Below are 12,638 nucleotides of genomic sequence, written 5' to 3'. Positions count from 1 at the left end.
CCTGTAGAGCACGCTGCGCGTGCGCTACAGGTTTGGGATTTTATATTTAATTGCACTTACTCCCTTCCCAGTGAAAAATTGGACGTTGCGGCGCGAAGCGCCGCAACGCTAATTCTTGGTTTTGTATATCTATTTCTTTGATGGGAAAAGAGTAGCTACTTAGAGAATTCAATTTGTATATTTCAATTTCAAAAGTGACTCTACTATAGCTATCGTCAGCTATCGTCAAAGATACTAGGACAAATCCAAGAATTGATTGGCGGCGCAGAGCCCCGCCAATCAATTCTTGGATTTGTCCCCAGTCAAGTGACCGTAGCTATATGTAGCTATATAAAGTCAAACTTAGCCATCGTAAACAAATCAAAAACCCGCATTAAACCCGCATTAAAATTGTTATGGATGTAAATAGCCCCACCCTAGCCATTCAACAAGTAACTCGCCGCTTTGGGGGCTTAGTGGCGGTGAACGATGTGTCCTTTGATGTGCAGGAGCATGAAATCTTTGGCGTAATTGGTCCTAATGGAGCAGGTAAGACGACCCTGTTTAATACAATTACAGGATTAATTGCACCGACCAGTGGCAAGATTCGTTACGATGGGAAAGAACTTACCAATCTCCGTCCGCACCAGATTGCCAAATTTGGGATTGCTCGAACCTTTCAGAATATTCGTCTATTTGGTGAGCTTTCAGCCTTAGAGAATGTGGCGATCGCCCGCCATCTCAGCGGTACTACGGGTATATTTAAAGGCATTCTAGGTTTGCCACCAACGCCAAGGGAAGAGCGCCAAACCTATGATCGCGCCCTAGAATTATTGGAGCTAGTGGGACTACACGATCGCACTGACTTTAAAGCCAAAAATTTCTCCTATGGCGATCAGCGTCGCCTTGAGATCGCTCGCGCCCTCGCTCTCGAACCCAAATTATTATTGCTAGACGAACCAGCCGCAGGGATGAACCCCAAGGAGAAAGGAGAATTGAGTGATTTTATCCGCAGTCTGCGCGATCGCTTTGAATTAACAATTTTACTGATCGAGCATCACGTACCGCTGGTGATGGGGCTATGCGATCGCATTGCGGTTTTGGATTTTGGACAATTAATTGCGATCGGGCAACCTGAAGTGGTCAAAAACGATCCCGCTGTGATCGAGGCTTATTTAGGGGATGAAGGATAAGCTACGGAATTCGAGCTTAAATCGAGCTTAATGGGAATCTAACACCAAGAATGATTACCCGCAGGACTGTGCAGTAATTCACGGATATTCGCCTCAATAACCCGATAGCCGACATTCCCATTCAGTCTTTGTCTTCCTTCGTTAAAAATCAATGTCGGACTGACGCTGACATAGTGAGTTTTGACCAATTCAGCACCTTTTGATAACTGGGCATAGGCTTCTCCAGAATCGATCGCCTCCCTAATCGCATCCACTGGCAATCCTAATTCCCTAGCGATCAAAAATTGCACTGAGAGATCGCCAACATTGGCAAGTTTTGTAAAAAATGCTTCGCGCAAAGCCCAAGCGGTCTTTTCTAATAAACATTCTGATTTTGCGATCGATCCTCGATCTTCCAGAGCTTGTAAAGCACAAAGAAACAGATGAGCCGATACCGAAGAGGCAGGAATATCATGAGTCCAAATATCAGGATGCACGGATATATGCTCGAATTTACTGGCAATCTCTTTAACGTGATTGCTATAGCCAATCAAACCACCGCGATCCCACCAACCAATCTCTACCTTCTCGCGGACATTGCCGAAAATAGGAACAAAATAATACTCGATTTCAATCTGGTCGGGAAAGGCTAACTTCAACTCTTCTAAACGAATTTGCGCGATATAAGCCCAAATACAGAGAATGTCAGAAAAATAGGATATTCGGATTGGCTTCATTATGCTGTCCTTTGATTGTAGGGAAGTTTTGCTAATAGCTGTCCCATGGCACAGGTATTAGTCACCCCCGCAAATACCAAACCGCAGCCCACAAATCCACTCAATAATAAAAACCATGGTGATACAAATACACTGAATACCGTCGCGATCGCTACGAGAGCGCCAGCCACGATTTGCACTTGCCGAAATAAACTGATCGGAGCCTTGCGATCCCCCTGCGTTTCTAAGCCTGAGGCTTTCCAGCTAGATATTCCTCCTTTGAGTTGGGCGATCTGCATAAATCCCCGATCCGATAGCTTTTGCAATGCTCTAGCCGAGCGCATTCCCGACTGGCAGCAAAGAACTAGGATTTGATCCCTAGTTCGCGGAACGAGTTCGGGGTCAAACACCGACAAGGGCATGGAAATGGAGCCCGCAATATGTTCGCGCGCATATTCTCCCGATTCGCGTACATCAATGAGTATGACTTCCTGTGAATGCAGCTTTTGGTTTAGATCTGCTGGTGCGATTTCGGGGAGTGATAATTGATTTAGGGATGAATTCATAGCATTTAGAAAATAGTCATTAATAATGATTGCTGATTTGTTATATCATTATATACTTATATAGTAAAAAACAAGCAAACATTTTTTAAAGCAATGCTCGAAGTTTCTCCCCAAGCCCTAGAACAAGTTGCTGACTACTTTAAAGTTTTATCTGAAACAAGTCGACTTCGGGTGTTGTGCAGTCTCAAATATGGCACGAAAAATGTCATGGAAATCATGTCCGACACTGGATTAGGACAGGCAAACGTCTCTCAACATTTAAGAATCTTGACAAGAGCGGGAATTGTATCTCGTCGTCCCGAAGGGGTAAGCGTATATTACGAAATTGTCGATCCCGTCATATTTAAGCTCTGTGAAATAGTTTGCGATCGCTTATCTATCCGTCTAGAAGAACAATCGCAACAACTCCAACAGCTAGAGTTCTGATCTTTATTCAAAACCTGTAGTGTATACCCAGTAGGCGATATAGGTTTTGGCTTTGTTTTTTAATTATGCTCAGCTACTTATAGCTATAATTCGATATTCCTACCAAAACATCGGAAATCATGGCAGTAGACCTGACTCGTGTCCAACCCCCCCTTAAAGTTTATCCACCGAAAGCCAATCAATTTATATTAAAAATCATCAGGCTTTTAACACCTTTCTGGTTACGTTGGCAATGCGGAATCAAGCAGATTGAAACCCGCTATATCGATCGCCTTGTGGAAGCTACCGAAAAATTTCAGAATGGCAAAACAAGGTACATGCTTGCCTTTAGGCATCCGACCACAGACGATCCCTTTGCGATGTTGTATTTACTTGCCTACGCAGTGCCAGAGCAGGCGCGGGAAATGGGCATCAAGTTAACCACCAAACCCCATAGCGGCTTTGTCTACGATCGCGGCATTTCTTTATGGGCAGGAGACTATATTAACTGGCTGTTCCCAGCCCTAGGTGGCATTTCCATCTTTCGCGGCAAACTGGATCGTCCCGCCTTAAACCTAATGCGCCAGCAAATCACCAATGGCGATGCCCCTCTGTCTATGGCTCCCGAAGGTGGAACAAATGGCAAAAGTGAAGCTGTTGCCGAACTAGAGCCTGGCATTGCGCAGATCGGCTTTTGGGCAACTGAGGACTTAATCAAAGCAGGACGTACGGAGGAAATGTTAATTATTCCCGTGGGCATTCAATACGAATATGCCGCCGATGCTTGGGGCAAGATCGATCAAACCATTACCGCGATCGAAAAAGAATGTCGCATCAGCAAACCCGCAATTACTGAGAGCAATCGCTATCAAAGGCTCTATGACTTGGGTGGTTACCTTGTGCAATGGGTCAGTGATTATTACAAAGCCTTTTATGGTAATTACTTCAAATCCGAGACCGCCCCAAATACCGATGACTTGGCAAGCAATTTACAGGATCTAGCCGATCGCATTCTCAGTGTTGCCGAAATGAATTTTGGGATCAAAGCCAAAGGTACAACCGTCGATCGCTGTCGTCGACTCGAGCAAGCAGGGTGGGATCGGATTTTTCGCAATGACATCGAGAATATCCAAAATTTGTCTGAGGTCGAACGGGGCTTTGCAGATCAACTAGCCCTCGAAGCGAGCTACAGTAACTGGCATATGCGCATTGCCGAAAGCATCATTGGGGTAACGAGTAATTACGTGCGGCAACATCCCAGCCCTACACGCTATGTCGAGGTTTTGAAATTAATGTGGAGCGTCTTGAAGCGGATCACCGATCGCAATCCAGAGTCGATTTTCAAAAAAGATCCCAATTTTGGCGATCGCAAATTGATTATCTCGGTTGCACCACCACTATCTGTTTCCGAGCGTCTGGAGGAATATCAATCCAGTCGCGCGGCTGCTAAGGAATGCACCCGCAAACTCACGGAGGAGATCCAGAACTCCTTGAAAAACCTAATTATTCCATCGGTCATTTAAATTTACAGTGATTTCCGAACGAACCACAGTAAATTTTTTGAAAGTCCTGCTTTGCGGGACTTTCAAAAAATTTACTGGCTCTATAACTATCGCCATTTGCATTAGGACAAAATCAAAAAACAAGAAGAGAATAGCGACCTGCCGCTATTTTATTTACAAAAGAGTTGCGCCGCTTTGGGGCGCAACTCTTTTAGATATATAAGCTCTGGCAATCTTCAAGATTGAGCCGCGATCGCGTGGCAATACTCATGGACGAAGTTTCCCCACGGGCAAAATGAATCGCGCCTGCACAGCCAATCATGGCGGCATTATCGGTACATAGACTCAAAGGCGGAAAAATTGCCCGAATGTGATGTTCTTCAGCGCTTGCTAGTAGGCGCGATCGCAAAGCACTATTTGCCGCAACGCCCCCGACTGCGACAATCGTTGAGAGATGATGCTCGATTGCGCATTTAATTGTGCGATTGGCAAGGGCGATCGCCACCGTCTCTTGGAAACTCGCCGCAATATCGGCGATCGGTAAAGTTTCGCCATTGGGACTTAACTTTTGAGTGAGGCGCAGAACGGCAGTCTTGAGCCCGCTAAAGCTAGAGTCGTAGGGAAAGTCAGGAATTCTACCCTGAGGTAATTTGTAGGCTTTGGCATCCCCTATCTTGGCAATCTGGTCGATCGCAGGTCCACCTGGATAACCTAAACCTAACAGTCGCGCTACCTTATCAAAGGCTTCCCCCGCCGCGTCATCGCGGGTTTTTCCCATCACCCGATAGTCAGTATAGTCTTTCACTAAAATAATGCTGCTATGACCACCAGAAACTAATAAGCATAGGAAAGGTGGCTCTAAGGTCGGATCGGCGAGTAATGCCGAGCAAATATGCCCTTCAAGGTGATGTACGGCTATGAGTGGCTTGCGATGGAGCATTGCCAAGGTTTTTGCAGCTGTAACCCCAATCATCAGAGAACCGATCAATCCTGGCGCGGTAGTCACGGCAATCCCGTCGATGTCAGCCCATGTTTTACCCGATTCGCCATAGGCTTGGGCGATCGCAGGATTAATCGTCTCCACATGTTGCCGCGCTGCGATCTCGGGCACAACACCACCATAGAGGGCATGGGTTTTAATTTGGGAGGAAACGACATTACTGAGGATTTGGCGATCGCATACTACTGCGGCCGCCGTTTCATCACAACTGGATTCGATCGCGAGGATAGTGGGCATAGTTGGCAATTAGCTTTTGGCTTTTAGCAATTAGCTTTTGGCTTTTGGCTTTTAGCAATTAGCTTTTGGCTTTTAGCTTGGGGGTAACTGATTTATGATAGCGAAATGCTCACCCATCTTAAATTTTTTGAGCAAATTCACTCAAAATCGCCCAAATTAATGCTGCTAGCTGAACGCTAAAAGCCCCCGAATTAATAACTTACTTTACAGGTTGTGAAGATTGCTTTACCAAGGCGCGATCGCTGATATAGGATCTGAGGCTAAGTTCTCAAACTAAAATATCGTTATTTTTGCCTATCTTAACAAAGGTAAATTAAGGTCAGTCCATGAAAAGACTTTTTGCTCTCATTCTCGTTATTAGTCTGTGGTTTGGCTTTAGCCTTGCTGCAACCCCTGCTGCCTATGCAGAATTCTCCTTCAATGCCTTGACCCCCTGTGCAACTTCTTCAGCTTACCAAGATCGCTTGCAAGCAGAAGTTGATGGCTACACCGCACGTCTAGCTAAATTCAAGGCTGGTAGCGATCCTGTTGAATATCTCAAAGGCAAAATTGCCCAAACCGAAGCTCGCTTTGCTAAGTATGCCAATGCTGGTTTACTTTGCGGCGAAGAAGGTCTGCCTCACTTGATCAGCGATGGTCGTTGGGATCGCGCTGGTGAATTCACAATTCCTGCTTTGCTATTCCTGTACATTGCTGGCTGGATTGGCTGGGTTGGTCGTGCTTATCTCATCGCGATCCGTAAGGATTCTGCAACCGCAGCTCAAAAGGAAATCCTCATCGATCTTCCTCTTGCTGTTAAGTTCATGTTGACAGGCTTTGCATGGCCTCTTGCGGCTCTCAAGGAATTTGGTACTGGCGAACTAGTAGCTCCCGAAAACGAAGTTACCGTATCACCTCGCTAAACCGCAAATAAATTTTAAAAGTTTTACTTAAGTTAAGCTTTTAAAAATTTATCTATACCTAAATTCTCCAGAGTATTTTCATACTGTGGAGAGTCCTCAAAATTATTTATAAGGAGAACTCCATTGAAAGGTTTCTTATCATCTGCTCCTGTATTAGCTGCGGTATGGATGACCATCACTGCTGGTGTATTGATCGAAGCTAATCGTCTATTCCCAGACACCCTCACCTTCCCTTTCTAAATTTATTTTTCTGAATTTACTCTGAATCTATATTTGCATCTTGTTACAAGTGTATTCAGGGCATAGATAAAAAAGGTCAACGCAAGGCGTTGACCTTTTTTATCTATAGCCATCCCAGTCCCTTGCTTAGAGCCCTCAAAGTAAGAGATAGCGAAGACAAATCAAAATCCCAAATATGAGTGGCGGCGCGAAGTGCCACTCATATTTGGGATTTTATGTACAAGTCTTACGTTGTTATATATCGAAGTAGCTGGGCATAATTAAAACCAAAAACCAAGCCCTGTAGCGCACGCACAGCGTGGGCTACAGGGCTTGGGGCTGTATATTTAATTGCGCCTAGCTACTTCGATATCAAATAATAAAAAGATATTCAAAAAATAAATTGCTAGATTTTTAGCGCCATCGGTGCTAAAAATCTAGCAATCTGTTTTTTGAAAATTAAAAACACCTACAGTATTGAGGGAACTGAAAAATGCAGTTAGCTGATATCAAGAAATTACGTTCTATTAAATTATTTCTTAATTTATATAACCTCATTTTCAGACCGCTAAAGACTGAACAAGCCAACTACGACTATCTGCGATGGAATGGCTTGATCGATTTACTTTGGAGAGTAGGTGGTAACTCGACCCGTGCCTTTCTAACCAAGAAGTTTTTAACTAGCTCTCCCCATTACCTCTATCCGACCAACAAGCTTTATTTTTTGCCAGGAGAATATGAAGAGCGCCTTGACACTTTAAGGACTTCTCGCGCTGATATTGCCAACAATGTGATTGCTAAATTAGTCAATAGTGAGGATGAAGTACTAGAGTTTGGTTGCGGACATGGATTGATTGTCGGTGCAGTGGCTGGCTTTTGTAAACGAGCGATCGGCGTTGATGTCAGCAAAGCGATCGTTAGGGTTGCAGAGGAACTAAACCGTAATGTTAAAAATGTTACCTACGTTCAAGTTTCGGGACTAGATCTGAAACCGATCGCTGATAGCTCGCTCACCTTTGTTTATTCCATTGAATGTATCCAACATATTGAGAAAGTTCATGCTGTTACTTTTTTCCATGAGTTCTATCGCATTTTGAAACCAGGTGGTAAAGCCTTCATTCAATTTCCCGATCTAACTCGTCCTGCCGAGCTTGACGCTTGGATGGATGGCACTTGGAAAGTTCAGTCAGAGCGTTCCTATGCAGATTTAACGATGATGCGAATCCGATATTATACACCCGAAGAATTGAGGATTTTATTGACTAGAATCGGCTTTAGTAGCGTGATTTTTCTCGACTACGATCTGAATCCCGTTGAAAGTGCCTCCATATATTTCTTAGCAACTCGTTAATTCAAAATTAAAAAATCAGCAAAAAGGAAAGGATGGGCGAGCCCATCCTTTCCTTTTTACTGATAATGTTCTGGGCGTAATTTTTGTAATTGCGTATTGGTGTAATAGAAGTTCAAAATGCGATCGCTCGACCATCCTAACCGCGCTAGATTGTAGGAACCTGTTTGGCTCATACCTACGCCATGTCCTAAGCCACCGCCGATAAATCTATAGCCAGTCAATACTTTATTTTGATAAATGGGTTCTAGGCGAAAGAATGTACTGTCAGGGGGATCGAAAGCGTCAATGATCTCATCTTTTTTGACCGTGATTTTGCCATTGTCCGTAGTGACTTCCATTTCCAGAACACGTCCAGAAGGCGATCGCTTAGATACGCGCAATTGTTTAATAACATTAAAGGTCGTGATGTTGTCTCCCGAAAAACGCAGAAACTTTTTTAAAGATATTTGTAATTCTTCGAGAGAACCACTTTTGCTCCATCGTAGCGTACGCCAACCCACCTCATTAAACCCTTCTTGTCGATCGAGGAAAGCTTTTAAGTTTTTGTCATCGGAAATATCTGCCGATCGCTGATTTTCAGGACGATTAGGAAGATCTAGCACTGATTGTAGGTAGGGGCGAGCCGTTCCATCCCACAGGTCGTTATAGTTGGCAGTAATGCCTCCCGTCGTAGAAGAGTAGAGGGCATCGATCGCTCGATTGTTATAGGTCAAAATCAAACTTCTGGTATCCGCCACCGCTCGATCGGCAACTTCAGTCGTGTTTTCTAAGCCCCGATAAACTTGGCACTGAGTATCGGCACAAAGTTGATAGTCATCGGCTTTGAAGCGGTGCAAACTTGCTAATGCATAGGTTCTCGCCAGAATTGCTTGGGCTTGGACAGCCGCATAGGGAGCGTTATAGCCAATTTCATGGGGCACGACTCCCCGCACATAGGTTTCTAAGGGAACGTTGTTAATGAGGGTAAAACTCTGGTGGGCGTTGGGTTGTAATCTTAAAGTGCCAGCATAGGGACGATTGCTAATTTCGGCTTTATTCTCCTTTTGGTAGCTGACTTCCACCAGCCCCGAACTGCTACTAATATCAATGCGATCGCGATTGTAGCGAAAATCGCCCACGATAAATGAAGCGATCGCTTTTTGCGGCAGAATGCGTCGATCGAGCTGAACCGTGAAATTGCCCTGCGATCGCAGGGTATAAAGAGCTAAGTAGCGCAATAACATCGAGTCATACAAATCGCGCTTTGCCCAAACTTGCCAGCGTCTTGGCTGTGCAATTTCGGTTTGAAGCCCCTTTTGATTCCAATGAAAAGCACTTGCTGTGGCATTCTCAAAGCTGCGGTGGTTACTTAGAACTAGCTTTTCATCGAGAATTGGTTGAGTTAATTGCTGTGATGCGACTTCAATAACTAGGCGATCGCTCTTGATGGTTTGCGTACTTTTGCCATCCGCTGAAGGGAAGGAGAGGGTGAGGGTGCTACCCGATGGGGCTTTGATGGTAAGGTGATCCTGAGGTCTTTCCCCAAAGCGCTGTACGATCCCTATTTTAAGTATGGGGTCTGATTCAGATTGAGCTTGTACTAGCTCGCCAGCAGTTAACGTAAACGAACAAAGGGTCACAATTACAGTTTGGCGAATAATACCGAGAGTTTTTAGCATATCAAGCCCAAAATGTCAGAAACTTAGCCATTTTATACCAATTTAAGAAATGGCTACGCCATTTCTTAAAATTGAAAACCCTTACGAGGTTTAGTTTTTAACGTGAGTTCGGGATAATTTGTAACGGGCTTTGAGAAAAGGTTTGCGTAGCAAACCCTTTCTCAAAGCCCAAAAGTAAAAGCCTTGCTTAGCAAGGCTTTTACTTTTGGATTTTTAAAATTTGCCAGCTTAACCCCAACTGACGTTAGGAATAAATACTCCCTTCCCAGTAAAGAATTAGCGTTGCAGCGCGAAGCGCCGCAACGCTAATTCTTGGTTTTTAATGTCTAATTTTATAGCGGGAAGGGAGTAAGTAGCAAACCAGAGAGAGGCGGCGTTGAGCGTCGCCATCCCCCCTTAGAGATGACAGGGTATAATTGTTGCCTATCTCAATACAGCGATCGCAAATAATATCGCCAATAATTATGATTCCAGAATCGGGTGAAGGGTTTAAGTCGGGCTTTGTGGCTTTAGTGGGACGACCTAATGTCGGCAAGTCCACCTTGCTCAATGCCCTCATTGGTCAAAAAATTGCGATCACTTCGCCCATAGCCCAAACTACTCGCAATCGCCTGCGCGGAATTTTAACCTTAGCTGAAGCCCAGATCGTTCTTGTCGATACCCCTGGAATTCATAAGCCCCATCATTTACTCGGTCAGACCATCGTCAAAAATGCGATCGGCGCAATCTCTTCCGTTGATACCACTGTTTTAGTTGTCGATGGTAGCGATCGCATGGGAACAGGAGATCGCTTTGTTGCCGATACCATCTTGCAGAGTCGAGTGCCTACAATTCTCGGCATTAATAAAATCGATCGGTTAGATGAAAGCATCGATACGGTTAGCAGTTATGAAAGCTTTGCTACCGAAAATGGCTGGCAAGTTGCGAAGTTCTCATCGGTTACGGGCGAAGGTTTAGAAGCTTTACAAACCATGATGTGCGATCGCCTGCCCCTTGGTCCTTACTATTACCCTCCCGATCTCGTCACCGACCAACCCGAACGTTTTATTATGGGTGAGTTAATTCGCGAACAGATACTCTTACTCACGCGCGAAGAAATTCCCCATTCTGTTGCCGTAAGTATCGATCTAGTTGATGAACAACCGAAACTCACTAAAGTTATGGCAACCGTCCATGTGGAAAGAGATTCTCAAAAAGGAATTTTAATTGGAAAGAAGGGACAGATGCTGAAGGAGATTGGCACAAAGGCAAGAGAACAAATGCAAAAACTGATTATGGGTTCAGTTCATTTAGAAATCTTTGTCAAAGTTCAACCTAAATGGCGATCGTCTCGATTTCAACTATCCGATTTTGGCTATCGCGTAGAATAGGTAATACCAATTCACGAAAGTGTGACAACACTTTTGTGAATTAAACACCAAACCCAGTAAGGTTTTGCTGTTCCCAAAATGGCAACGCCATTTTGGGAATTGGTATAAAAAAGATGAGGCTCAATAGGCGTTTCGGGGAGGTGATTTAGCTTAAATGGCTGATAAGCTTGATGTGCAATAGTTTTAGCCTTGGATGTCTTTGATGGCTGAGACAATGGTCATTAAAAGTATTGAGCCGTTTATGATGTTTGACCTCCCTGAAACACCTAGAGAGCCTCATCTTTTTACAGCGCTTTGCGCTGCAAGTTAAGCATTGCTATACAGGAAATTTTCCATTTCTTGAGGAGATACGTTTACAAAGAGATTGTTTTGGAGGCGTTCCTGCAATGCCTGACTCCGCGACGTAAGCGCATCGACCAAGCGTTCTCTGAAGGCAAAATCATCCTTAGTATGATAGCGGATCTCTAGTTTGAGAATGGTCTGGAGATCGCCAACCGATGCCTCGGCATAGCGCAGTGAATATCGATCGGACAATTGCTCAAAAATTCGATCTAACTCCTCCATCAGAATTTGCTCTTGGAGAAACTCCGAACCATGATTCTCCAATTCTAGAGTCATGCTTTCTCTAGCTAGCAATTTCATAAAGTCGCCTTGAGCAAATTCTGCTTTCGGATTAAAGGGGCGGCGATCGCAATATTTTCTAAGGATAAAATCTGGCAGACTTTTAAGAATATGTTTTAAATAAATTGCATCACAAATTACCCCATCAAAGCGAGTTTGGCGATCGATCGTCCAGCCCTCGATGCATGCATTTGTGAGATTTGCCGAGCTAAAATTGGTGCCGAGAGCTTGCGATCGAAATAGATCCGCGCCATTAAGATTGGCGCTAGTGAAGTTGGCGTGAGAGAGGTTAGCGTTAAATAGTTTTGCCTTACTCAGATTCGCACCACTGAGATTAGCTTCAACAAGATTCGCAAAATCTAGATTAGCTTCACTGAGATCGGCTCCACTAAGATTTACCGCTTTGAGATTGGTTTGATTGACGTTAATAAAAGGAACGTGAATGCCAGTGAGAATTGACTGAATATTTTTTGCTTTGACAAATTCTGGAATAGCTGGGCTGAGGTTAGCCTTGTGCAAATTAGCGTTGTAGAGGTTTGCCCCCGTCAGATCTGCTTCACAGAGGAGCGTCTCAATCAAAATGGCATTCTGGAGAGAAGCATCCTGAAGCTCTGTACCACTTAGAGATGCGTTGCTTAGATTTGCCGAGGTGAGGTTTGCTCCCCTTAGCTTTGCCCCAAACAAGGTCGCTTCACTCAGATTTGCACCGCTGAGATTGATTTCACTCAGATTTGTACCGCTGAGATTTGCTTTATGAAGGTTTACCCCATGAAGATTAGCTCTCTTCAGGTTAGCCCCCGCCATGCTAAATCTTTGTCCCTTCGTTCCGTGACTCTCTAGCCATAATTGGTGCTTGGCTAAATTATCCTTTAGAAATCCTCTAAAAATAGACATAGGCTAAGTCTCTTTTCGCGAAAGATATATAAATATTATATATAAA

General features: G+C 44.3%; 12 protein-coding genes. 7 read left to right on the top strand and 5 right to left on the bottom strand.

Annotation, left to right across the window (positions count from 1 at the left end; all coding sequences use genetic code 11):
* Positions 1–395 precede the first annotated feature (395 nt).
* A complete protein-coding gene (locus AC805_RS07175; protein ID WP_055074784.1) occupies positions 396–1,172 on the top strand; it encodes an ABC transporter ATP-binding protein in 777 nt (258 codons plus the stop codon).
* A 38-nt stretch (positions 1,173–1,210) separates the two neighbouring features.
* Here AC805_RS07175 and AC805_RS07170 read toward each other — a convergent pair whose 3' ends face one another.
* Both AC805_RS07170 and AC805_RS07165 read right to left on the bottom strand, forming a co-directional pair.
* Positions 1,211–1,888 (bottom strand): DsbA family protein, encoded by a 678-nt coding sequence (locus AC805_RS07170; RefSeq protein ID WP_055074783.1) that lies wholly within the window; start codon positions 1,886–1,888, stop codon positions 1,211–1,213.
* Positions 1,888–2,433, bottom strand: coding sequence for a rhodanese-like domain-containing protein (locus AC805_RS07165; RefSeq protein WP_055074782.1), 546 nt, complete (start codon positions 2,431–2,433; stop codon positions 1,888–1,890). Before AC805_RS07165 ends, AC805_RS07170 begins: the two co-directional genes overlap by 1 nt.
* Before the next feature lie 93 nt (positions 2,434–2,526).
* Here AC805_RS07165 and AC805_RS07160 point away from each other — a divergent pair, with 93 nt between their 5' ends.
* Together AC805_RS07160 and AC805_RS07155 are read left to right on the top strand one after the other, a co-directional pair.
* Positions 2,527–2,859: a helix-turn-helix transcriptional regulator gene (locus tag AC805_RS07160; protein WP_055074781.1), complete on the top strand. Its 333-nt coding sequence runs from the start codon at positions 2,527–2,529 to the stop codon at positions 2,857–2,859.
* Positions 2,860–2,978: 119 nt separating this feature from the next.
* Positions 2,979–4,361, top strand: a complete 1,383-nt coding sequence (locus AC805_RS07155) for a hypothetical protein (RefSeq protein ID WP_055074780.1) — start codon at positions 2,979–2,981, stop codon at positions 4,359–4,361.
* A 190-nt stretch (positions 4,362–4,551) separates the two neighbouring features.
* Here AC805_RS07155 and tsaD read toward each other — a convergent pair whose 3' ends face one another.
* Positions 4,552–5,577 (bottom strand): tRNA (adenosine(37)-N6)-threonylcarbamoyltransferase complex transferase subunit TsaD, encoded by a 1,026-nt coding sequence (tsaD, locus tag AC805_RS07150; RefSeq protein ID WP_055074779.1) that lies wholly within the window; start codon positions 5,575–5,577, stop codon positions 4,552–4,554.
* A gap of 326 nt (positions 5,578–5,903) precedes the next feature.
* Between tsaD and AC805_RS07145 the strand changes: the two genes are divergently transcribed.
* The 3 genes from AC805_RS07145 (at position 5,904) to AC805_RS07140 (ending at position 8,049) form a co-directional block, all read left to right on the top strand.
* Positions 5,904–6,479 carry a Photosystem I reaction center subunit III gene (locus AC805_RS07145; protein WP_055074778.1) on the top strand — a complete coding sequence of 192 codons (576 nt, stop codon included), beginning with the start codon at positions 5,904–5,906 and terminating at the stop codon, positions 6,477–6,479.
* Positions 6,480–6,602: 123 nt separating this feature from the next.
* On the top strand, positions 6,603–6,719 hold the full coding sequence (locus tag AC805_RS24565) for a Photosystem I reaction center subunit IX (protein WP_071590168.1): 117 nt from the start codon (positions 6,603–6,605) through the stop codon (positions 6,717–6,719).
* A gap of 472 nt (positions 6,720–7,191) precedes the next feature.
* Positions 7,192–8,049 (top strand): class I SAM-dependent methyltransferase, encoded by an 858-nt coding sequence (locus AC805_RS07140; protein ID WP_055074777.1) that lies wholly within the window; start codon positions 7,192–7,194, stop codon positions 8,047–8,049.
* A 56-nt stretch (positions 8,050–8,105) separates the two neighbouring features.
* Here AC805_RS07140 and AC805_RS07135 read toward each other — a convergent pair whose 3' ends face one another.
* Positions 8,106–9,707 (bottom strand): SpoIID/LytB domain-containing protein, encoded by a 1,602-nt coding sequence (locus tag AC805_RS07135; RefSeq protein WP_055074776.1) that lies wholly within the window; start codon positions 9,705–9,707, stop codon positions 8,106–8,108.
* Between the two features lie 464 nt (positions 9,708–10,171).
* On the opposite strand from AC805_RS07135, the gene era reads away from it, so the two are divergent.
* Positions 10,172–11,077 carry a GTPase Era gene (gene era / locus AC805_RS07130; RefSeq protein WP_197278664.1) on the top strand — a complete coding sequence of 302 codons (906 nt, stop codon included), beginning with the start codon at positions 10,172–10,174 and terminating at the stop codon, positions 11,075–11,077.
* 306 nt (positions 11,078–11,383) lie between these two features.
* Here the strand turns inward: era and AC805_RS07125 are convergent, their stop codons facing one another.
* Positions 11,384–12,592 (bottom strand): pentapeptide repeat-containing protein, encoded by a 1,209-nt coding sequence (locus AC805_RS07125; protein ID WP_055074774.1) that lies wholly within the window; start codon positions 12,590–12,592, stop codon positions 11,384–11,386.
* Positions 12,593–12,638: the final 46 nt, after the last annotated feature.

Source organism: Pseudanabaena sp. 'Roaring Creek' (assembly GCF_001402795.1).
Lineage (GTDB): Bacteria > Cyanobacteriota > Cyanobacteriia > Pseudanabaenales > Pseudanabaenaceae > Pseudanabaena.
Note: the sequence above shows the minus strand (reverse complement) of the source record. Positions and strands in the feature narration are given on the sequence as shown.

Coding starts and splice junctions, on each gene's coding strand:
- AC805_RS07175 (WP_055074784.1), top strand. CDS start 396: ATGGATGTAAATAGCCCCACCCTAGCCATTCAACAAGTAACTCGCCGC.
- AC805_RS07170 (WP_055074783.1), bottom strand. CDS start 1,888: ATGAAGCCAATCCGAATATCCTATTTTTCTGACATTCTCTGTATTTGG.
- AC805_RS07165 (WP_055074782.1), bottom strand. CDS start 2,433: ATGAATTCATCCCTAAATCAATTATCACTCCCCGAAATCGCACCAGCA.
- AC805_RS07160 (WP_055074781.1), top strand. CDS start 2,527: ATGCTCGAAGTTTCTCCCCAAGCCCTAGAACAAGTTGCTGACTACTTT.
- AC805_RS07155 (WP_055074780.1), top strand. CDS start 2,979: ATGGCAGTAGACCTGACTCGTGTCCAACCCCCCCTTAAAGTTTATCCA.
- tsaD (WP_055074779.1), bottom strand. CDS start 5,577: ATGCCCACTATCCTCGCGATCGAATCCAGTTGTGATGAAACGGCGGCC.
- AC805_RS07145 (WP_055074778.1), top strand. CDS start 5,904: ATGAAAAGACTTTTTGCTCTCATTCTCGTTATTAGTCTGTGGTTTGGC.
- AC805_RS07140 (WP_055074777.1), top strand. CDS start 7,192: ATGCAGTTAGCTGATATCAAGAAATTACGTTCTATTAAATTATTTCTT.
- AC805_RS07135 (WP_055074776.1), bottom strand. CDS start 9,707: ATGCTAAAAACTCTCGGTATTATTCGCCAAACTGTAATTGTGACCCTT.
- era (WP_197278664.1), top strand. CDS start 10,172: ATGATTCCAGAATCGGGTGAAGGGTTTAAGTCGGGCTTTGTGGCTTTA.
- AC805_RS07125 (WP_055074774.1), bottom strand. CDS start 12,592: ATGTCTATTTTTAGAGGATTTCTAAAGGATAATTTAGCCAAGCACCAA.